Raw genomic sequence first — 21,142 nt, 5'->3', positions numbered from 1 at the left:
TGAGTGAACCGCGCGAGCCCTGAGTGAACCAGAGACCCGAGAGCCGAGGGAAGGTCTATGCCAAGGGATCGGTCCGTACCGAGAACGGCCCTGCTCGTCTCCACCGCCCTGTTCGCCGCACTGCTGACGCCGGCCGCCTCCCGCGCCGCCGACGAGCCCGCCCCGACCCCCGTCGACCGTTTCGAGGGCGAGGTGCCCTTCGCCGCCCAGCCCGCCGAAGGCCTCTTCACCTGGGGCGGGGACGCCGACGATCCGCCCACCCTGCGGCTGGCCGAGCGGCCCGACGCCCCGGAGGGCGAGAAGGTCCTCGCCGGCACCTACGCCATCAGCGGCTGGGGCGGCTTCACCCACGACTACGCCGCGGCCGAACCCGCCCACGACTGGTCCGCCCACCGCGGGATCCGGTTCTGGTGGGACGGCCGGGGCGACGGCCGGAAGATCAACTTCGAGATCAAGGACGGCGGCGCCCACGGCGAGGCGTCCGAGCTGTGGACGACCTCCTTCACCGACGACTTCACCGGCTGGAAGCGGATCGAGATCCCCTTCTCCGACTTCGCCTACCGCACCGACTACCAGCCCGTCGGCGGCATCGACCAGGTCCTCGGGCTCACGCGGATGTGGGGGTACGCCGTCACGCTCCCCACCGGCGCGGGCGGCGAGTTCGCGATGGACGGCGTGGAGCTGTACGGCCGCGCGGACCAGGCGCTGCGCGCGTCCGTCACCACCGACGCCGCCGTGTACCCGGTCGCGGAGGGCGCCACCGCCGCCGTCCGTGTCACCCTCGCCACCACCGGCGCGGCCCCCGCCGACCAGCCGGTGACCGTGGCCTACGAGACCGCCGGCGGCTCCGCGTCCGCCGGCGCCGACTACACCCCCGTCTCCGGCACCGTCACCTTCCCGGCGGGCACCGCCTCCGGCACCTCCCGCACGATCGAGGTCCCGACCGTCAGGGACCGGACCGGCGAGGTCGCCGAGACGATCCCCCTGAAGCTGACCGTCACCGGCGCCAAGCCGCCCGCCGAGACCCCGCAGGTCGTCGTCGAGGCGCACGGACTGCCGTATCTGAACGCCGAGTTGCCCGTGCGCAAGCGGGTCCGCGACCTGGTCTCCCGGATGTCCCTGGAGGAGAAGGCCGGCCAGATGACCCAGGCCGAGCGCGGCGCGCTCACCGCGCCCGGTGACATCGCCGCCCACGACCTCGGCTCGCTCCTGTCCGGCGGCGGCTCGACGCCGACGCCCAACACCCCGGAAGCCTGGGCGAAGATGATCGACGCCTTCCAGCTCCGGACGCAGGCGACCCGCCTCCAGATCCCGCTGATCTACGGCGTCGACGCGGTCCACGGCCACAACAACCTGGTCGGCGCCACGGTCATGCCGCACAACATCGGCATCGGCGCGACCCGGGACCCGCGACTCGCCTACCGGACGGGCGCGGTGACCGCCGCCGAGGTCCGCGCCACCGGCGTCCCCTGGGACTTCGCGCCCTGCCTCTGCGTCACCCGCGACGAACGCTGGGGCCGCTCCTACGAGGCCTTCGGCGAGGACCCGGCGCTCGTGGAGTCCATGGAGACGGTGATCCAGGGCCTCCAGGGCGCCCGTGACGGCAGCGACCTGAAGGACGGCGACAAGGTCCTGGCCACCGCCAAGCACTTCGTCGGCGACGGCGGCACCACCTACGGCTCCTCCACCACCGGCACGTACACCATCGACCAGGGCGTCACCGAGGTCACCCGGCGGCAGCTGGAGGCCGTCCACCTGGCGCCGTACCAGGAGGCGGTCGACCGGGGCGTCGGCACGGTCATGCCGTCCTACTCCTCCCTCGACGTCGTGGGCGACGGCCGGGGCCCGGTGAAGATGCACGCCCGCGCCGACATGATCAACGGCGTCCTGAAGAACCGGATGGGCTTCGACGGCTTCGTGATCAGCGACTGGAACGCCATCGACCAGCTGCCGGGCGACTACGCCTCCCACGTCCGCACCGCCGTCAACGCCGGCGTGGACATGATGATGGTGCCCTACAGCTACAAGGAGTTCAGCTCGACCCTGATCTCCGAGGTGAAGGCCGGGGGCGTCAGCCGGCGGCGGCTGGACGACGCGGTCTCCCGCATCCTCACCCAGAAGTTCCGCCTCGGCCTCTTCGAGCAGCCGTACGCCGACACCGGCGGCGCCTCCCGCATCGGCTCCGCCGCCCACCGGGACGTCGCCCGTGAGGCGGCCGCCGCCTCGCAGGTGCTGCTGAAGAACGACGGCGCCCTGCTGCCGCTGAAGAAGTCCCAGAAGGTCTACGTGGCCGGTTCCAACGCCGACGACATCGGCAACCAGACCGGCGGCTGGACGGTCACCTGGCAGGGCGCGTCCGGCGACATCACCCCCGGCACCACGATCCTGGAGGGCCTACGGAAGGCGGGCGGCGCGGTCACCTGGTCCAAGGACGCCTCCGCGCCCCTGACCGGCCATGACGTCGGCGTGGTCGTGGTCGGCGAGACCCCGTACGCCGAGGGCGTCGGAGACGTCGGCAACGGTCACGACCTGGAGCTGAGCGCCGCCGACCGGGCGGCCGTGGACAGGGTGTGCGCGGCGATGAAGTGCGCGGTGCTGGTCGTCTCCGGACGTCCGCAGCTGATCGGCGACCGGCTCGGGGAGATCGACGCCCTGGTCGCGAGCTGGCTGCCGGGCACCGAGGGCGACGGCGTGGCCGACGTGCTCTACGGCCGGCGGGCCTTCACCGGGCAGCTTCCCGTCACCTGGCCCCGCTCCGAGGCCCAGCTGCCGATCAACGTCGGCGACACGGCCTACGACCCGCAGTACCCGTACGGCTGGGGTCTGACGACCCTGACCAAGGTGCCGCAGGGGGGCACGGCCACCCTGAAGGCGCTCCGTCTCGCGGCCGCGGCCGCCGAGCGCACCGGCTCCGGCACGGCCGGCCGCGCCCTGGTCACCAAGGCCCGGCTGATCGTCCAGCAGAAGGTCGGAGGCGGCCTCACGGCACGGGTCGCGAAACCGTTCGCCGACGCGGACCATCTGCTGCTCACCGGCCGGTACGGGGCGGCCGTGGAGAAGCTGACGGAGGCGTACCGGGCGGGCTGAGTCCGCGGCCGGGGACGGCGGACCGAGCCCGCCGTCCCCGGCCGGACTGGTGACCGATTTGAGTGATTTCGGGTAGTTTCTATATATGAAGGTCGTGTCATCGGCCCGGAGCACTCTCGCCCTGGTGGCCGCGGTAGCGCTCGCCGTCCTGGCCCTGCTGGTGGCGGGCGCCCCGCGCGCCGACGCGGCGACCAGCGTCTCGACGATCGCCCAGGCCCTGCGCGAGAGCCCGGTCTACGTCGACCCGGCCGCGTCCGACCAGCTCTCCCGGGCGGACGCGCAGGCCCTCCGGAACCAGATCGAGAACGCCGACAAACCCCTCTTCATCGCGGTCCTCCCGGCCGGCCACCCCACCGCGGACCTCTTCACCGACCTGCGCACCGCCACCGGCGTCACCGGCCTGTACGCGATCCGCCTGGGCGAGCGCTTCGACGCCCGCGCCGACGCCTCGGTCATGCCGCGCCAGGCCGTCCGCAACCTCGTCACCAGCGTCGAGGACGAGAGCGACGCCGCCACCCAGCTGGACGACTTCACCGACCGCGCCCTGGCGAACATGAACGGCTCGGCGCCCGCGAGCTGGGGCTCCTCCGGTGAGGGCGGCGGGGTGTCGACGGCCGCGCTGGTCACCGCGGGCGTGGTCCTGGTGGCCGGCGGCGCGGGCGCCTACACGGTGGTGCGGCGCAGGCGCCGGCGGCACGCGGAGGAGCAGCGCGCCGCCCTCGAACGGCTGCGGGTGGTCGTCGACGAGGACATCACCGCCTTCGGCGAGGAACTCGACCGGCTGGACTTCCACCCCGCCGAGCCCGGCGCCGACGACGCCATGCGCGGCGACTACGAGCGCGCCCTGGACGCCTACGACCGGGCCAAGTCGGGGATGGCGGCGGCGAACCGGCCGGAGGACGTCCGTCCGGTCACCGAGGCGCTGGAGGACGGCCGCTTCTCCCTGGCCCAGCTGGCCGCCCGCCGTGAGCGCCGCGCCCTTCCCGAACGCCGTCCGCCCTGCTTCTTCGACCCGCGCCACGGCCCCTCCGTCCGCGACGCCGCCTGGACACCACCCGGCGGATCCCCGCGCGACGTCCCGGTCTGCGCGGCGGACGCCACCCGGCTGGCCGACGGCCGCGACCCGGTGATCCGCGAGGTCGACAGCGACTACGGCCGCCGCCCGTACTGGGAGGCGGGCCCGGCCTACGGCCCCTGGGCCGGCGGCTACTTCGGCGGCGGCCTCCTGCCCGGCCTGCTCATCGGCACCATGCTCGGCGGCATGATGGCCTCCCCGTCCTACGCGGCCGACTACGGCAGTGGCTACGGCGACTTCGGCGGCTACGAGGGCGGCGACGTCTCCGGCGCCGACTTCGACCAGGGCGACTTCGGCGGCTTCGGCGACGGCGGGGGCTTCGGGGGCGGGGACTTCGGTGGGGGCGGGGACTTCGGCGGGGGCTTCTAGAGCTCGGGTGTGCGGGCCCCGCACACCGGAACGGGCCCGGCGCGGTGCGGCGCCGGACCCGTGGATCCCGTACGGCCGAGAGGGCCTACGGCGTGCTGGTGGGGGGTGTCAGAGCGAGGCCGCCGCGGAGGCGATCGCCGAGGCGAAGGTGGACACCTCGGAGTAGACGCCCGGGGCGTTGGGCCGGGCGCAGCCGATGCCCCAGCTCACGATGCCGACCTGGATCCAGGCGTTGGCGGAGTCCCGGCGGAACATCGGGCCGCCCGAGTCGCCCTGGCAGGTGTCGACGCCGCCGGCCGCGTAGCCGGCGCAGATCTCGTCGCTCGCGACGAGCCCGCTGTAGCCGCTGTACGTGCGACAGGTCGCGTCACTGACGAACGGCACGGTGGCCTTCAGCAGGTAGCGCTGCTGGGCGCCGCCCTCGGTGGCCGAGCCCCATCCGGCGACGGTGAACGTGCCGGTGTTGTACTGCGTGGTGGTGGCGATCTTCAGCGTCGGCAGGTTGATGGGCTGCGCGAGCTTGATCAGCGCCCAGTCCTTGCCGTTGCCGTTGTAGCCGGGGGCCCGGTACACGTACGTGGAGCGGACCCGGACCCGGCCGCTGGTGGACTGCAGGTCGACGACGCCGGCGGTGGCGGTGATGCTGGTGTTCGCGCCGGTGCTGCCCACGCAGTGCGCGGCGGTGAGCACGATCTGCTGGGTGTAGAGCGCGCCGCCGCAGCCCATCGAAAGCCGGACCATGAACGGGAACTCGCCCTGCGTGGCGCGGGTTCCGCCGACGACGGGCGAGGGAGCGGCCTGCGCGGCCGAGACGGGCTGAAGGCTGGCGATGGCGAGCGCGGCGGCGCCGACCGCCGCGAGTCTCTTGAGCGCGGTGAGGAGCTTCTTCAAGGTGCTGCCTCCGTGTGGGGGGTGGAGCGCCTAATGACATGCGCATGTCAGACAACACGGCACGCAAAGCGAGAGGAGCCATGCTCTGGCATGGTCAGGTCAAATCTGTTGCTGGATTATGTGAACCCTGTGAGCCGGTGCACAAGGGGGCCGATTCGGCCACACCCCGCGCGGCGCCACCGCCCACCCGCGCCTACCCCTCGCCGCCTATGCCTGTGCCGACGCCTCGCCGAGCCGTACGAGCGGCCACCGCGAGGCCGCGTACCGCTCACCCGCGGCATGCCACCAGGCCGGCGGCGACGCGCCCGCGACGACGGCCGAGGCCTGCTCGGGATGCAGCCCGAGCAGCGCGAGTGCCCGCGCGTCGACGAACACGGAGAACGACCCCCACCAGTGCCCGTCCTCCCCGCGCCCGCACAGCAGGTCCCACCGCATCTCGTCCACGACGAACGGCATCCAGTCGATCCCCCGCTCCCGCAGTCAACCGTGCACGGCGGCCAGGGGAGTCGGCCGCCCCGGCAGGTTCCGGTACGAGGCGACGAGCACCCAGTCGACGGGTTCGGCGGGCGAGGCGTTCAAGGAAGCCGCTCCAGGGGATCCGGTGCCGAAAAGACGGTCACTAGGACGGTACCTGACCTATTCCGCTCCTACGGTGGTCCCATGACCCCGACGACCGATCCCGGCACGCCGCTCCCCTTCGCCTCCGCCGACGCCCTCGACGCCTGGCTCACCGAGCACCCGGCCCCGCACCCGGGCCTCTGGGTGAAGGTCGCCAAGAAGGACTCGGGGCTGGTCTCGGTCGGCGCGCGTGAGGTCAACGACACGGCCCTCTGCCACGGCTGGATCACCGGCCACCGCAAGGGGCTCGACGGCACCCACTACCTCCAGCGGATCACCCCGCGGCGGCCGGGCAGCCTCTGGTCGGCGGTGAACGTGCGGCGGGTCGAGGAGCTGACCGCCGAGGGACGGATGCGGCCGGCCGGTCTCGCCGAGGTGGCGGCCGCCCGGGCCGACGGGCGATGGGCGGCGGCGTACGCCTCGCAGAAGGAGGCGGCCGTACCCGAGGAGCTGGTGGCCGCGCTGGAGGCCCACCCGCGCGCCAAGGCGGTGTTCGACGCGCTGGGCCGGACGGATCGGTACCTCGTCATGCTCGGGCTGCTGAAGGCCCGGACCCCGCGCGGCAGGCGGGCCCGGGCGGCGGCCGCCGTGGTGAAGCTGGAGGCGGCCGCCGGGAACCCGTGAGCCGTGTTCGGTCGATCCGTGGTCGGTCGAGCTGTGGTCGGTAGAGCTGTGGTCAGTCCTGCGCCGCCGACTTGGCGAAGCCGAGCAGTTCCTCGAAGTCGATCGCGCCGGGATCGCCGTGGTCGTTCTCCGGGACGTGCATGTGCCCGCACACGCCCTTGAATGCGTTCCAGCTCGCATGGCTCATCCGCTGCCCGCCCCCGTTGTTCGCGGACTTGGGGTAGGCCGGCCACAGCTCCGGCCCGCGCAGCGGTACGTCGTGGTGGAGATGGGCCCACGCCAGGAACTGGGCGACACCGCGCAGCGCCCACTCGGGGGCCTTCGGCCAGTAGATGTGACCCTTGCCGGCCGTCTCCCACTTGGTGTGCGTCTTGGGGTCACAGGTGCCGACGAGTTCCACCTGGCAGACGTTGAGGGTGTTCGTCTCGACGCCGCCGCGCAGGTTGGCGAGCGCGCGCGAGGAGATGTCGATGTCGAAGTGCTGGAACCACTTCAGCTTCCGGGCGGCGAGGTCCGGCACGGCCGTGAGGTTCGGCGCGCTCGCGCCGCCCTGGTAGTCGGGCAGCGACCGCCCCTCCGTGGTGTGCAGGACGACGACGTTGACCTCCATCCGGTCACCGCCGAACTTCTCCTGGTGCCAATGGTCCCGGTTCGCCCCCGGGTAGTGCTGGGGCCCTGTCCTGGTGCTCATGTCAGCGACTGTGGCACAGATCACAACGAGGGGCCGGAAGTTGATCACTTCCGGCCCCTTCATGTCGTATGTATCGCGACTCTGCCCTGTATGGGCGTATCGTCACGCGTTCTTGATCGCCGAGATGTCGAAGTTCAGCTTGATCTTGTCCGAGACGAGAACGCCGCCCGTCTCCAGCGCCGCGTTCCAGGTCAGGCCCCACTCCGAGCGGAGGATCTCCGCCTTGCCCTCGAAGCCGACGCGCTCGTTGCCGAACGGGTCCTTGGCGGAACCGTTGAACTCGAGGTCGATGGTGAGCGGCCGGGTGACGCCGAGGATCGACAGGTCGCCGGTGATGCGGTAGTCGTCGCCGCCGAGGGCCTCCGCGCCGGTGGAGCGGAACGTCATCGTCGGGAACTCGTCGGTCTTGAAGAAGTCCGCGCTCTTGAGGTGGCCGTCGCGGTCCGCGGAGCCCGTGTCGATGCTCTCCATCGTGACGTCGAGGGTGGCCGTGGAGCGGGACGGGTCCGTGCCGTCCAGGTGCAGCGAGCCGGTGAAGTCGAGGAACTTGCCCTTGACGTTGGTGACCATGGCGTGACGCGCGACGAAGCCGAGGGTGGAGTGGGACGGGTCGATCGTGTAGTCGCCGGTCAGCGCGGCCAGCTCCGGGTTCACGGCGGCGGTGGCGGTGGCGGTCTCGGTGTCGCTCTTGCGGCTGAAGATACCCATGGTGTGCTCCTCGGGGGACGGGGCGGACGAGTGAAGGTCCAGAATGTTTAACACTCAACGACCTCCAACGATGACGACCCTAGACCTATTCCGTTCAACGTTCAACATTTATCCGAGGGTGTGTCGCGAGAGGGCCGGGACTCTGTCAGGTCCCGGGGCGACGGGGCTAGGCTCGCCCCCGTCACTCCGTCGGCCGATCCGCCGCCCGTCCGGATGTGAAGCGGATCTCACCCCCGCCCTTTGTCGGACCTCCACAACGGCCAGGCCCTCTGAGCAGTCGGAACGGCTGCATGCCGCCCCGGTTCTGTTCAGGGGTACCAGGAAAACGCGCCGGAGACTGTACGGAGTCGACGTCTCGCTTTCCTTGGTGCGCTTCGTAAGGTCGCTACATGACCGTTTTGGAAGAGACGACGGGCGAGCCGACCGAGCCCACGGACGCGCGAGGCCGCGTGGCCGAGCTGCACGAGATCCGTGCTCAGGCTCTGGCCGGTCCGAGCGAGAAGGCCACCCAGGCGCAGCACGCCAAGGGCAAGCTCACCGCCCGGGAGCGCATCGAGCTGCTCCTGGACCCGGGTTCCTTCCAGGAGGTCGAGCAGCTGCGCCGGCACCGCGCGACCGGCTTCGGCCTGGAGGCCAAGAAGCCGTTCACCGACGGTGTCATCACCGGCTGGGGCACGGTGGAGGGCCGCACGGTCTTCGTCTACGCCCACGACTTCCGGATCTTCGGCGGCGCGCTGGGCGAGGCCCACGCCACCAAGATCCACAAGATCATGGACATGGCCATCGCGGCCGGGGCCCCGCTGGTGTCGCTGAACGACGGCGCCGGTGCCCGGATCCAGGAGGGCGTCTCCGCCCTCGCCGGCTACGGCGGCATCTTCCAGCGCAACACCCGGGCGTCCGGTGTGATCCCGCAGATCTCCGTGATGCTCGGCCCGTGTGCGGGCGGCGCGGCCTACAGCCCCGCCCTCACCGACTTCGTCTTCATGGTCCGCGAGACCTCGCAGATGTTCATCACCGGCCCCGACGTCGTCAAGGCGGTCACCGGCGAGGAGATCACCCAGAACGGCCTCGGTGGCGCCGACGTGCACGCCGAGACCTCCGGCGTCTGCCACTTCGCGTACGACGACGAGGAGACCTGCATCGCGGAGGTGCGCTACCTCCTGTCGCTGCTCCCGCAGAACAACCGCGAGAACCCCCCGCGCGTCGAGTCGAGCGACCCGGCCGACCGCCGCGGCGACGTCCTGCTCGACCTGGTCCCGGCGGACGGCAACCGGCCGTACGACATGACCAAGGTCATCGAGGAGATCGTCGACGACGGCGAGTACGTGGAGGTCCACGAGCGCTGGGCGCGCAACATCATCTGCGCGCTCGCCCGCCTGGACGGCCGGGCCGTCGGCATCGTCGCCAACCAGCCCCAGTCGCTGGCCGGCGTGCTGGACATCGAGGCGTCGGAGAAGGCCGCGCGCTTCGTCCAGATGTGCGACGCCTTCAACATCCCGATCATCACCCTTTTGGACGTACCCGGCTTCCTGCCCGGCGTCGATCAGGAGCACGGTGGAATCATCCGCCACGGCGCGAAGCTCCTCTACGCCTACTGCAACGCGACCGTGCCCCGGATCTCACTGATCCTGCGGAAGGCCTACGGCGGTGCCTACATCGTCATGGACAGCCAGTCCATCGGCGCCGACCTCACCTACGCCTGGCCGACGAACGAGATCGCCGTGATGGGCGCCGAAGGTGCCGCCAACGTCATCTTCCGGCGTCAGATCGCAGAGGCGGAGGACCCCGAGGCCATGCGGGCCCGCATGGTCAAGGAGTACAAGTCCGAGCTGATGCACCCCTACTACGCGGCCGAGCGCGGCCTGGTCGACGACGTCATCGACCCTGCCGAGACCCGCGAGGTCCTCGTCCGCTCCCTGGCGATGCTCCAGTCCAAGCACGCCGACCTGCCGTCGCGCAAGCACGGCAATCCCCCGCAGTAACCCGGCGGATCCTTCGCGGTACCCCTGCGGAAACCTCATCCACGGAGACTGACACCCATGAACACTCCCGACATCCGCGTCGAGAAGGGCCACGCCGAGCCCGAGGAAGTCGCCGCCATCACGGCGATCCTCGTGGCGCGCGCGGCCGCCCGCACCTCCGAGCCGACCTCCGCCCACCGTGGGCGCGTCAAGGCGGGCTGGCGCCGCCTCGAGCGCGAGGGTGGCTTCCGCGCCCCCCACAGCTGGCGCTGAGCCTGTACGACGAAGAAGGGCCCCTCTGGGAAGAGGGGCCCTTCTTCGTGTCCCGAGGGACAAAGGACAAAGAGGCAAAGGGAGCGCGGGGAGCCGCGCGAGAGGCCACCGACTGCCCGCGGACGGCCTACGGCCGTTCGGGGCAGCTCGGTGGCCGCGGGTCCGGCTACCGCAGGCGCGCCATCAGGGCGTGCTCCACGAGGGTGATCAGCGCCGACTTCGCGTCCGCGCGGTGGCGGGCGTCCGTGGTGATGATCGGCGTGTCGGGGCCGATCTGGAGCGCCTCGCGGACCTCGTCCGGCTGGTAGGGCTGGTTGCCGTCGAAGCCGTTGAGGGCGATCACGAAGGGGAGACCGCTGTTCTCGAAGTAGTCGACGGCGGGGAAGCAGTCGGCGAGCCGGCGGGTGTCCACCAGCACGATCGCGCCGATGGCGCCGCGCACCAGGTCGTCCCACATGAACCAGAAGCGGTCCTGGCCGGGCGTACCGAAGAGGTACAGGATCAGGTCCTGGTCCAGGGTGATACGGCCGAAGTCCATGGCGACCGTGGTGGTGGTCTTGTCTCCGGTGTGGGTGAGGTCGTCGATGCCCGCTGACGCGGACGTCATCACAGCCTCGGTACGCAGCGGGTTGATCTCCGAGACGGCCCCGACGAACGTGGTCTTGCCCACGCCGAAGCCACCCGCCACCACGATCTTTGCTGAGGTGGTGGAGCGGGAAGGACCGCCGCTAGAGCTTGCGAAGTCCACTGAGCACCCTTTCGAGCAGTGTCACGTCTGGCTGGCCGCCGGCGTTCTCGTCGCCGCCGGGCTGATGGATGGCGACCAGTCCCGCCTCCGCCAAGTCGGCGACGAGGATCCTGGCCACGCCGAGAGGGATGGTCAGGAGGGCCGAGATCTCGGCCACCGACTTGATCTCACGGCACAGATTGCAGATCCGCTGATGCTCGGGCAGTTGGCCCTGCATCTGGTGCGGCTGCGCAGTGGTGTGCACCAGCGCCTCGATGGCGAGCTGGTAGCGCGGGCGGGTCCGTCCGCCGGTCATGGCGTACGGACGCACCAGGGGGTTGTTCGACGCCCCGGCAGGCGCCGGCTCGGGGGTGCGGCGCTGCGGCTGCACGGGCTGGATACGCGGAGCCGACGGCTGGTCGTACGGGGACGGCCCCGGGCCCTGCGGCCCCTGGGGCATGTACGGCCGCTGCTGGCTGGGAGCGGAGGGGAAGTTGTAACGGTTCGGGTTCTGGGAACCGTCGCCCTGGCCCTGGGCAGGGCCGTACGACCAGTTGCCCGAATTCGAACCGCCTGGGGGTGTTGCCACTTTCTCTCCTCCTCCGACTGTGCCTGGCACCCATCACGTGGAGCCGCGTCCCGAAACCCTACGGCCTCGGGACGCCAAAACGCACCGTCCGTCTGTTAGTTGAGAAGGCTCCCTTGGAGCTCCGCACGAAGATCGGGCGTCAGGACCGAGCCGGCTCGGTCCACCAGGAGGGCCATCTCGTACCCAATGAGGCCGATGTCCGCCTCCGGGTGTGCCAGTACCGCGAGCGAGGAACCGTCGGATACGGACATGATGAACAGGAATCCCCGCTCCATCTCCACAACCGTCTGGTTCACGGCCCCTCCCTCGAAGATCCGGGAGGCGCCTGCCGTCAGTGACGTCAGGCCGGAGGCGACGGCCGCGAGCTGGTCGGCGCGGTCGCGGGGGAAGCCTTCGGACATCGCCAGAAGGAGTCCGTCGGCGGAGACCACCACCGTGTGGGACACCCCCGGGGTGTTGTCCACGAAGTTGGTGATCAACCAGTTCAGGTTCTGTGCCGCCTGGCTCATCGGGCTCACACTAACGCTCCTGGTTGTAGGTGCTGTCAGGACCGAAGCCCTGGCCGTTCGTTTCACTGCTGCCTGCGTTGCGTCCGCGCTGGACACCCCGACGCAGGTTGCTCAACCTGCCTCGGACGTCCTCCGGGGCGCGGGAGACCTGGGGGCCTCCCTGAGGGGTGGTCTCGGCGGCACCCTCGACCAGGTTGGCCTTGGGTACCCGCCGCGGCAGACCGGAGGAGGTGACCCCGCCCGCCTTCGGCTTCCTCAGCGAGGAGGCCTGCTGCCAGCGCGCGTCGTTGGCCGACTGCCAGCCGCTGTCGCCGTTGCTCGCTTGCGAGGTGGGGGCCGGCGCGGTCTCGCGGTTCGCGGGCCGTGCGGCGCCGTTCGAACCGCTCGCCGCGGCGGACCCGCGGCGGGGCAGTCCGGCGTCGGTCAGCGCGTGGGCGGCGGAGGGAGCCGGTCCCGGACGGTCGAAGCCTACGCGGTCCTGCTCACTCGCGTCAGCGGCCTTCGTCGATTCCGCTTCCGGAGCGTACTGGTCCGGGTAGCCGTTCTGGAAACCGTTCTGCTGCGGCCAGTCGTCCTGGTAGGACTGCTCCTCGTACGACGGGTAGCCCTCGCCCGCGGCGGTGTGCGCCGGGGCGCGCTCCTCCTGGGCCGGCTCCGTATACGCGGGGTCCGGGTAGCCGCCGTTGGCCGCGAACGTGTCGTTCTGCGGGTGGCCGCCGTTCGGCGCGAAGTACTGGTCGTCGTACGCCGGGCGCTGCTGCTCCTCGTACGGAGCCTGCTGCTGCTCCTCGTACGCCGTACGGCCGTTGGACCCGTCGAACGCGGCGGGCGCCTCGGCGTAGCCGTTGCGGGCCGCCTCGTAGCCGTTCTGCGTGGGCTGTCCGGGCTCGAACGCCTGCTGCCCGCGGGGGGCGTCGAAGCCCTCGCCGTACGACGGGGTCTCGTGGCCCTGCTGCGGCTGGCCGCCCTGGGGGTCCAGGGACGCCCGGCGCTCCTCGCGCATCAGGGAGCGGCCGACCGGGTCCAGGTCGCGCAGGTCGTCCGGAACCTCGTACTGGCTGTCGTCGAAGCCCAGCTCGGCGGCGGTGCGCATCGGCAGGCCGTTGTTGAAGTCCTCGCCGGGGACCTGCTGCTCCGGGATGATCTGCGAGACGGTGAACTCGTCGCGGTCGGGCTGGTGCTCGCCGCCGCCACCGTGGGTGATGGCGTCCGGGAGCATGACCAGCGAGGTGGTGCCGGCCTGCTCGCCCGAGGGGCGCAGCTGGACGCGGATGCCGTGCCGGTCGGACAGCCGGCCGACCACGAAGAGGCCCATGCGCTGGGAGATCGCGGCGTCCACGGTCGGCGGGTTGGCCAGCTTGTGGTTGATGTCCGCGAAGTCCTCGGCGGTGAGGCCGATGCCCTTGTCGTGGATCTCGATCATGACCCGACCGTCGGGGAGACGGGTGGCGGTCACTCGAACCTTGGTCTGCGGGGAGGAGAACGTCGTGGCGTTCTCCAGCAGCTCGGCGAGCAGGTGCACGAGGTCGGTCACGGCGCGGCCGTGGATCTCGGCCTCCGGGACGCCCGACAGCTCGATGCGCTCGTACTGCTCCACCTCGGAGGAGGCGGCGCGCAGCACGTCGACCAGCGGGACCGGCTGGTCCCAGCGGCGGCCGGGCTCCTCGCCGGCGAGGACCAGGAGGTTCTCGCCGTTGCGGCGCATACGGGTCGCGAGGTGGTCCAGACGGAAGAGGTTCTCCAGCTGGTCCGGGTCGGCCTCGTTGTTCTCCAGGTCGGTGATCAGGGTCAGCTGGCCCTCGATCAGGGACTGGTTGCGGCGCGAGAGGTTGGTGAAGATCGCGTTGATGTTGCCCCGCAGCAGGGCCTGCTCGGCGGCCAGTCGGACCGCCTCGCGGTGGACCTGGTCGAAGGCGCGGGCGACCTCGCCGATCTCGTCCGTGGTGGTGATCGGGATCGGGGCCACCCGGGTGTCGACCCGGCCGGGGTCGGTGCGGGAGAGCTGGTCGACCAGCATCGGCAGGCGCTGCTCGGCGATGCCGAAGGCGGCGTTGCGCAGCTGGCGCATCGCGCGGGACATCTGACGGGCCACCGCACCGGCGAGGATGAACGCCAGCAGCAGGGCGACCACGACGGCGGCACCGGTGACGATCGCGGAGGTCTTGGCGTCGGAGGCGATGTCAGAGGCCTCCGTCACCGCCTTGTCGGCCATGTCCGACTCGATCTGGCGGTACGCGTCGTACTTCAGCGTGGTGACCGCCCACCAGTTCTCCTTGCTGATGCCGACCTGCTCCAGACCGGCCCGCTCGACGCCCGAGGTGCTCTTCATCGTGGAGATGGCGGCGACCATGACGCTCGGGTTGGACGGCGGCGGTACGTAGTCGTCGTCCTTCTGCTTCTGCTCGGCGGCGTAGGCGGTGGCCTGGGTCTTGATGTCGGTCTCGGCGTCGACCAGCTTCTGCGCGTCGGCCTCGGTGCCGCCGCCCTTGTACTCCTCGATGGCGATGCCCTCGAGGTAGGCGTACGAGGAGAGGGCGACCCGCTGCTTGGCGAAGTCGGTGTCCTTCGGACCGGGCGAGATCAGCAGGTGCATGCCGATCGAGCGCTCCAGCGACATCGCCGCCTTGGTCAGCGAGATCGCGTAGACCGTACGGCCGTAGGAGGTGATGTTTCCGGTGCCCAGGCCCAGCTCGTTGGAGAACTCCATGAGCGGGTGGGCGACCGCGGTGTAGCCCTCCTCGGTCTGCACACCGGGGAGCTTCGAGGTGTACGCGGCGGCGCGGATCGCCGAGAGCTTCTTCTCCGCCTCGCGGAACAGATCCAGACGGCGCTCCAGACCGGCCTTGGCCGGCATGTTCTGGGCGGCCTCGTCGAAGGCGGTGGCAGCGGCGTCGGTGTCCTTGCGGGCCGCGGCGACGGTGTCGTCTTCGGTCTTGCCCGCGAGGAGCGGCGCGGCGCTGACGTCGCGCTCCTTGTACAGCGCGTCGCCGTAGGCCAGGGCGGCCTGCACCACGCGGGCGGTGTTCTGCGCGTCCTCGGCCTCCTGCCAGGTGTCGATCGAGCTCTTCACCTGGAAGCCGCCCATGACAAGGCCGACCAGCACGGGTATGAGCAGGATCGCGTTCAGCCTGGTGGGCACCCGCCAGTTGCGGGGGGAGAGACGGCCACCGCTCTTGGCCGGTGCGGCCGTCGGCTCCGATCCCGGTACAGGGGCGGTCGCCGCTCCGCGCGGCGGCGGGGTGAAGTTGCCCCGGGCCGTAGGCTCGGGACTTTTCTTGCTTCGCCTCACTCGACCAACAACCTCTCGGCGGTCGGCACCTTCGTCGTGCCGCAGTGTCTCAGAGCCCGGTCAGCCATCGACCATGAGTACGTCATTGACTATTGGGCAGTTCAGGCATTCCAGCATGACGACCTGCGCTCTTCCAAACAGTGAGAAGTGCCGGTTCGCTGTGATGTAAGCCCTAGATAAAACGGTCAAAAAGAACGAGCCCCGCCAAAAGACGGGGCTTTCGTGCGCACAGCGAGACCAAGTGACCGCGACGCGTGGCGGTACCACCGGATTCCTCTGCCGAAACGTTATGAACACCGGAGCCGACCGTGTCAAAGGCCACAGTCGGCTCCGAGGTGTCTACGACAACTGCCGTACGGCACAGGCTGTTTGAAAGTTACCGCAACCGTGCCATCAACGCATGTTCCACCAGAGTGATCAGCGCACTCTTGGCGTCGGAGCGGTGCCGGGCGTCCGTGGTGATGATCGGGGTGTCCGGCCCGATCTGGAGCGCCTCGCGCACTTCTTCCGGCTGGTAGGGCTGCGAGCCGTCGAAGCCGTTGAGGGCCACGACGAACGGCAGACCGCTGTTCTCGAAGTAGTCGACGGCGGGGAAGCAGTCGGCGAGCCGGCGGGTGTCCACCAGCACGATCGCGCCGATGGCGCCGCGCACCAGGTCGTCCCACATGAACCAGAAGCGGTCCTGGCCCGGCGTACCGAACAGGTACAGGATCAGGTCCTGGTCCAGCGTGATACGGCCGAAGTCCATCGCCACCGTGGTGGTGGTCTTGTCCCCGGTGTGGGTGAGGTCGTCGATGCCCGCGCTCGCGGACGTCATCACGGCCTCCGTGCGCAGCGGGTTGATCTCGGAGACGGCGCCCACGAACGTGGTCTTGCCCACGCCGAAGCCACCCGCCACCACGATCTTCGCGGAGGTGGTCGCCCGGCCTCCGTCAGAGCTTGCGAAGTCCACTGAGCACCCTTTCGAGCAGCGTCACGTCAGGAGCGCCACCGTTGTTCTCGTCGCCGCCCGGCTGGTGAATGGCCACCAGGCCGGCCTCGGCGAGGTCCGCCACCAGGATCCGCGCCACACCGAGCGGCATGGCCAGCAGCGCCGAGACCTCGGCGACCGACTTCACCTCACGGCACAGATGACAGATGCGCTGGTGCTCCGGGAGCAGCCCCATGAGCGCTGCCGGGTCGGCCGTGGTGCTGATCAGCGCCTCGATGGCGAGCTGATAGCGCGGCCGGGTCCGGCCACCGGTCATCGCGTACGGACGCACCAGCGGCTGGTCGCCCTCATCCCCGTACGGCTCCGCGTACGGATCATGATGGGCGGTGGGCGGGGTCATGAATCCTCCGGGCGGGACAGCATTTCTCGGTCGGTCGTGCCGTCCGTCGAGGCCGGTGGGGGGTTTGTGTCGGCCGGACGGTGATTTCGTGAGGCGGGTGGTACTGGGGCGGGTCAGTGGAGCAGACTGCCCTGGAGCTCGGCGCGCAGGTCGGGCGTGAGCACCGCGCCGGCACGGTCGACAAGGAGCGCCATCTCGTAACCCACCAGACCGATGTCGCACTCGGGGTGCGCCAGCACGGCGAGAGACGAACCGTCCGAGACGGACATGAGGAAGAGGAATCCTCGTTCCATCTCGACCACGGTCTGGGCCACGTTGCCTCCCTCGAAGATCCGGGAGGCACCGGCCGTGAGTGAGGTGAGCCCGGACGCGACGGCCGCCAGTTGGTCGGCACGGTCGCGCGGGAAGCCCTCGGACATCGCGAGCAGAAGCCCGTCGGCGGACACGACGACGGTGTGGGACACCCCAGGGGTGTTGTCCACAAAGTTGGTGATCAACCAGTTCAGGTTCTGGGCCGCCTGGCTCATCTGGCTCAACTAACGCTCCTGCGGGTGAGTGGGGCTCGGGAAACTGCCGGTCTGCGGGCCGTTGCCGGCCTGTCGACCCTGTGCGATGCCCCGACGGAGATTGGTCAGCCGGCCACGTACGTCGTCAGGCGCACGCGAGACCTGCGGACCGGTTTGGTGCTGTTGCTGCTGAGCCGTGCCCGGGACGAGGTTCGCCCGGGGTACCCGGCGCGGCAGGCCTGAGGTGGTGACGCCGCCCGCGGCGGGCTGCCGGACGCGCTCGGCCTGCCGGACCAGCTCGTCGTTGGGTGACGTGCGCCAGGAGGCGCCGGTGGCCGCTGCGGGCCGCTGCGGAGCAGCCGGAGCCTGCGGCTGCTGGTGTTGCTGCGGAGCCTGCGGCGCCGGAGCCTGACCACCCGCCTGCGGACCGCCGTGGAACCAGTTGGTCTCCAGCGTGTCGTACAGCGGGGTGCGTCCGTCGCCCGGACCCGCGGCCGGCGGCAGTGCCTCCGGCTCGGGGCGCCCGGCGGGACGCGGCGGGACCGGCGGCTGCGGCAGACCGTAGCCACCCGACCCGTTGAGCTGCGGACGCTCGAACTGACCGGTGGAGGACGGGTCCTGGTGGCCGGGCAGCGCGTGCTGTCCGGTGGAGGAGCCGTCGTAGCCGGGCGCGGCGAACTGTCCGGTGGAGCCGTTGTCGTATGCCTGGGGAGCCGCGAACTGGTTCGGGTTCGCCTGGGCGTGGTGACCGTTCTGGCCGTTCTGGCCGTGCTGACCGTTCTGGCCGTTCGCGGAGCCGAAGACGTCGGAGCGGGTGAAGCCGTTGGAGGCATGCTGGCCGTTCGTGCCCGGACGCTGGAACTGGCCCGTGTTCTGCGGACCGGTCAGGTCGGGACGGGCGAAGTCGGCGGGACCGGCCGGACCCTGGCGCTCGTCGATCCGGGGGATCGCCGGCATCTCCGAGGTGGCACCGGGACCCTGGCGGTCGTCGATCCGCGGCATGCGCGAGGTCTGCTGGACGTCCGGCTCCTCGTGGCCGCGCGGGGCGTCCAGCGGGGTGCGCGGCACCGGCGGCTGGGCGTTCTCGTCGCCCCAGCTGGTCACGCGCGGCTGTGGGTTGCCGCCGGGCAGCTCGGCGCGCGGACCACCGCGCGGCGGCAGCTGCGGCTGACGGCCGCGGCCGCCCTGCTCGGGCTTGTTGCCGCGCTGCGGCGGACGCCCGCCGCCGAACATGTCCATGCCCTGCGCACCGGAACCGGCCGACTGGAGACCCTGCGTCGAGCCTTGGGCCTGGCCGCCGAACCCGGCGCCCGCGCCGGCCGGAGCCGGACGGCCCTGCTGCGGAGCGGCCGGCGGCTGCTGGCCGCGCGGCGGGTTGCCGCCGGGGCGGCCACCGCCGTCCCGGCCGGGCAGCGCGGCCCGGGGACCCTGACCGGCGGCGAGCCGGCCACCGTTGCCGGAACCGGCGCCCAGGGCACCGCCACCGGTCGGCGCACCGGCGCCGAGGGCACCGCCCTGCGCACCGTTCTGCGAACCGTTCTGGCGACGCGCGGCGGCCGCGCCCGCGGCGGCCTGCGCGGCGGCTGGACCGCCCGCACCGCCGCCCTGACCGGGCTTGGGCTGGGGCTTCTTGCCGCCCTGGGCGACGTCCACGGGCAGCATGACCAGCGCGGTCGTACCACCGGAGTCGGACGGGCGCAGCTGGATGCGGATGCCGTGGCGCTGCGACAGACGACCGACCACGAAGAGGCCCATGCGTCGGGAGACCGACACGTCCACGGTGGGCGGCGAGGCGAGCCGCTCGTTGATCGCGGCGAGGTCCTCGGGGGAGAGGCCGATACCGGTGTCGTGGATCTCGATCAGGACGCGGCCGTCGGGCAGCGCGTGACCGGTGACCTTGACCTTGGTCTGCGGCGAGGAGAACGACGTGGCGTTCTCCAGCAGCTCGGCGAGGAGGTGCACGAGGTCGTTGACGACCCGGCCGGCCACTTCGGTGGTCGGCACGGAGGCCAGCTCGATGCGCTCGTACTGCTCCACCTCGGACGCGGCGGCGCGGAGCACGTCGACCAGCGGGACCGGGCGGGTCCAGCGGCGGCCGGGCTCTTCACCCGCGAGGACGAGGAGGTTCTCACCGTTACGGCGCATACGGGTGGCGAGGTGGTCGAGCTTGAACAGCGAGGACAGCTGGTCCGGGTCGGCCTCGCGGGACTCCAGCTCGGAGATCAGCGACAGCTGGCGCTGGATCAGACCCTGGGAGCGGCGCGAGAGGTTGGTGAACATCGCGTTGACGTTGCCCCGCAGGAGGGCCTGCTCGGCGGCGAGGCGGACCGCCTCGCGGTGCACGTCGTCGAAGGCCGCGGCCACCTGGCCGATCTCGTCCTTGGAGTGCACACCGACCGACTCCACGGACGTGTCGACGTCCTGCGGGTCGGACTCGGAGAGCTGCTTGACCAGCTCGGGCAGGCGGTCCTGGGCGACCTTGGTGGCGGTCTCCTGGAGGCGGCGCAGCGAGCGGATCATGGACCGGGCGACGACGAACGCGCCGACCAGCGACACACCGAGCACGAGCAGGATGAGCGCACCGGAGATGATCGCTTCGCGCTCCGACTCGGCGCGCAGCTCACGCGCCTTCTGCTCCATGTCCTCGAGCAGCGTGTGCTCGATGTTGTTCATCTGCCGGATCTTGGTCGTGCTGTCGTCGACCCAGTCCTGGTAGGAGCGCTGGTCCAGCGAGGTCAGACCCGAGGAGGAGGTGAGCGCGCGGGTGGCGTAGGTGTCGGACTCCTCGATGACCGGGTTGCCCTGCTGGATGGGCTTCAGCAGTTCCTCGGCGCCGTCGTCGCCGTAGATGCTGCGGAAGCTCGCGAGCTCGGACGCCTCGTTCTCCAGCGCGGAGGCGCCGTACTGGCGGTCGTTCTCGGAGAGGTCGCCGTAGGTGTTGTTGTTCGCGGGCAGCGCCGAGGCGAGCACGGCGCGCTCGACGGAGGCCCACTCCTTGGCGGTGGAGAACGCGGCCAGCGCACGGGTGCGCTGGATCATCTCCGGGTTGGAGGTGGCCTGCGCCATGTCCTGCGAGAGGTCGAGCAGGTTGGTGATGAGGCGGTGGTAGGCGTCCACCGTCTGCATCGCGTTGCGCTTCTCCGCGTAGGCGTTGGAGCGGACCTTCTGGATGTTGGCCAGCTCGCTGAGCAGACCCACGAGGCTGTCGCGGACGCCCTGGAGGTTGCCGTCCGTGGAGGCGTCGTTGATCTCCTCGGAGGCGTCCTGGAAGGCGCTCAGCGCGCGGTCGGTCTTGACTCGGTAGCCCTTGACACCGAAGTCGGTCGCCTTCGCGCCGTGCGCCAGCGGGCCGGCCGAGCGGTCGCGCTCCTCCTGGAGGGCGACGGCGAGCTCGGTGGCCTGCTTGGTCATGTCCGTCAGCAGCTTCATGTTGTCGAGCTGCTGGATGTCGTCCATGGACTGGTTGATGCGCAGGGCGCCCAGCGAGGTGGCCGCGACCACCGGGAGCGTCAGCAGCGCCACCAGGCGGGTGGAGATGCGCCAGTTGCGCAGCGCCACACGCGAGCCGGGGCCGGGGGGGCCGGCCGAAGGCTTCACCGTCGGAGTCGGGGGGAGGCTCGGTGACACGGCCGCGCCGGGGCGCCCTGGGCGCTCACCGCCGTCGCCGGACGGGGCCGGGCCCGGGTTCTGGGCGTGCTGGGGCGAGGAACCGCGGTCGGTCCCGCCGTGCGGCTCCGGCTCCGCCGAAGCACTGCCATCCCTCTTGAATCGTCCCTGCACTAGCGTCGCAACCTCTGGACCAGGCGCCCTTCCGGGTGAACGGAAGGACGGTGTCGGCGTGTTGAGGGACGCCCTGAATTACGTCCCTCGGGTGGTCGTGAAATACCGGCGCCG

The 21,142-nt window shown here is 71.0% G+C and carries 17 protein-coding genes; 5 read left to right on the top strand and 12 right to left on the bottom strand.

Annotated features, from left to right (window positions below; translation table 11 throughout):
- Window positions 1-57: 57 nt before the first annotated feature.
- Window positions 58-3,087 (top strand): glycoside hydrolase family 3 protein, encoded by a 3,030-nt coding sequence (locus tag ACZ6D7_RS30000; protein WP_469497329.1) that lies wholly within the window; start codon window positions 58-60, stop codon window positions 3,085-3,087.
- An 85-nt stretch (window positions 3,088-3,172) separates the two neighbouring features.
- The gene (locus ACZ6D7_RS29995) at window positions 3,173-4,531 is read left to right on the top strand and encodes a hypothetical protein (RefSeq protein WP_469497327.1); all 1,359 of its coding nucleotides are present in this window, start codon (window positions 3,173-3,175) and stop codon (window positions 4,529-4,531) included.
- Between the two features lie 108 nt (window positions 4,532-4,639).
- Here ACZ6D7_RS29995 and ACZ6D7_RS29990 read toward each other — a convergent pair whose 3' ends face one another.
- Entirely contained in the window at window positions 4,640-5,422 is a 783-nt protein-coding gene (locus tag ACZ6D7_RS29990) for a serine protease (protein WP_469497324.1), read from the bottom strand.
- A 207-nt stretch (window positions 5,423-5,629) separates the two neighbouring features.
- Window positions 5,630-5,878, bottom strand: coding sequence for a hypothetical protein (locus ACZ6D7_RS29985; RefSeq protein ID WP_469497321.1), 249 nt, complete (start codon window positions 5,876-5,878; stop codon window positions 5,630-5,632).
- Between the two features lie 204 nt (window positions 5,879-6,082).
- Between ACZ6D7_RS29985 and ACZ6D7_RS29980 the strand changes: the two genes are divergently transcribed.
- Window positions 6,083-6,664 (top strand): YdeI/OmpD-associated family protein, encoded by a 582-nt coding sequence (locus ACZ6D7_RS29980; RefSeq protein ID WP_469497318.1) that lies wholly within the window; start codon window positions 6,083-6,085, stop codon window positions 6,662-6,664.
- A 52-nt stretch (window positions 6,665-6,716) separates the two neighbouring features.
- Here the strand turns inward: ACZ6D7_RS29980 and ACZ6D7_RS29975 are convergent, their stop codons facing one another.
- The gene (locus ACZ6D7_RS29975) at window positions 6,717-7,355 is read right to left on the bottom strand and encodes a hypothetical protein (protein ID WP_469497315.1); all 639 of its coding nucleotides are present in this window, start codon (window positions 7,353-7,355) and stop codon (window positions 6,717-6,719) included.
- 102 nt (window positions 7,356-7,457) lie between these two features.
- Entirely contained in the window at window positions 7,458-8,063 is a 606-nt protein-coding gene (locus ACZ6D7_RS29970) for a YceI family protein (protein WP_469497312.1), read from the bottom strand.
- A gap of 389 nt (window positions 8,064-8,452) precedes the next feature.
- On the opposite strand from ACZ6D7_RS29970, the gene ACZ6D7_RS29965 reads away from it, so the two are divergent.
- A complete protein-coding gene (locus ACZ6D7_RS29965) occupies window positions 8,453-10,045 on the top strand; it encodes an acyl-CoA carboxylase subunit beta (protein ID WP_469497308.1) in 1,593 nt (530 codons plus the stop codon).
- A 57-nt stretch (window positions 10,046-10,102) separates the two neighbouring features.
- Window positions 10,103-10,297 (top strand): acyl-CoA carboxylase subunit epsilon, encoded by a 195-nt coding sequence (locus tag ACZ6D7_RS29960; RefSeq protein WP_469497305.1) that lies wholly within the window; start codon window positions 10,103-10,105, stop codon window positions 10,295-10,297.
- Window positions 10,298-10,463: 166 nt separating this feature from the next.
- Here the strand turns inward: ACZ6D7_RS29960 and ACZ6D7_RS29955 are convergent, their stop codons facing one another.
- From ACZ6D7_RS29955 to ACZ6D7_RS29920, 8 genes are all read right to left on the bottom strand, one after another.
- Window positions 10,464-11,045, bottom strand: coding sequence for a GTP-binding protein (locus tag ACZ6D7_RS29955; protein WP_071369867.1), 582 nt, complete (start codon window positions 11,043-11,045; stop codon window positions 10,464-10,466).
- A complete protein-coding gene (locus ACZ6D7_RS29950) occupies window positions 11,026-11,613 on the bottom strand; it encodes a DUF742 domain-containing protein (protein ID WP_469497302.1) in 588 nt (195 codons plus the stop codon). The genes ACZ6D7_RS29955 and ACZ6D7_RS29950 overlap by 20 nt, the downstream gene beginning before the upstream one ends.
- 95 nt (window positions 11,614-11,708) lie before the next feature.
- Window positions 11,709-12,122 carry a roadblock/LC7 domain-containing protein gene (locus ACZ6D7_RS29945; RefSeq protein WP_007384910.1) on the bottom strand — a complete coding sequence of 138 codons (414 nt, stop codon included), beginning with the start codon at window positions 12,120-12,122 and terminating at the stop codon, window positions 11,709-11,711.
- A gap of 10 nt (window positions 12,123-12,132) precedes the next feature.
- On the bottom strand, window positions 12,133-15,411 hold the full coding sequence (locus ACZ6D7_RS29940; RefSeq protein ID WP_469497297.1) for a nitrate- and nitrite sensing domain-containing protein: 3,279 nt from the start codon (window positions 15,409-15,411) through the stop codon (window positions 12,133-12,135).
- 376 nt (window positions 15,412-15,787) lie between these two features.
- Entirely contained in the window at window positions 15,788-16,363 is a 576-nt protein-coding gene (locus ACZ6D7_RS29935) for a GTP-binding protein (RefSeq protein ID WP_054239771.1), read from the bottom strand.
- A complete protein-coding gene (locus ACZ6D7_RS29930) occupies window positions 16,344-16,742 on the bottom strand; it encodes a DUF742 domain-containing protein (protein ID WP_009190816.1) in 399 nt (132 codons plus the stop codon). The genes ACZ6D7_RS29935 and ACZ6D7_RS29930 overlap by 20 nt, the downstream gene beginning before the upstream one ends.
- A 113-nt stretch (window positions 16,743-16,855) precedes the next feature.
- Window positions 16,856-17,269 (bottom strand): roadblock/LC7 domain-containing protein, encoded by a 414-nt coding sequence (locus ACZ6D7_RS29925; RefSeq protein ID WP_003973453.1) that lies wholly within the window; start codon window positions 17,267-17,269, stop codon window positions 16,856-16,858.
- Between the two features lie 9 nt (window positions 17,270-17,278).
- Window positions 17,279-21,028, bottom strand: a complete 3,750-nt coding sequence (locus ACZ6D7_RS29920; RefSeq protein ID WP_469497292.1) for a nitrate- and nitrite sensing domain-containing protein — start codon at window positions 21,026-21,028, stop codon at window positions 17,279-17,281.
- Between the last annotated feature and the right edge of the window lie 114 nt (window positions 21,029-21,142).

The organism is Streptomyces sp. NPDC041784 (genome assembly GCF_055591025.1).
The sequence above is the reverse complement of the archived record's forward strand: the minus strand, read 5'-3'. Positions and strand labels throughout refer to the sequence as shown.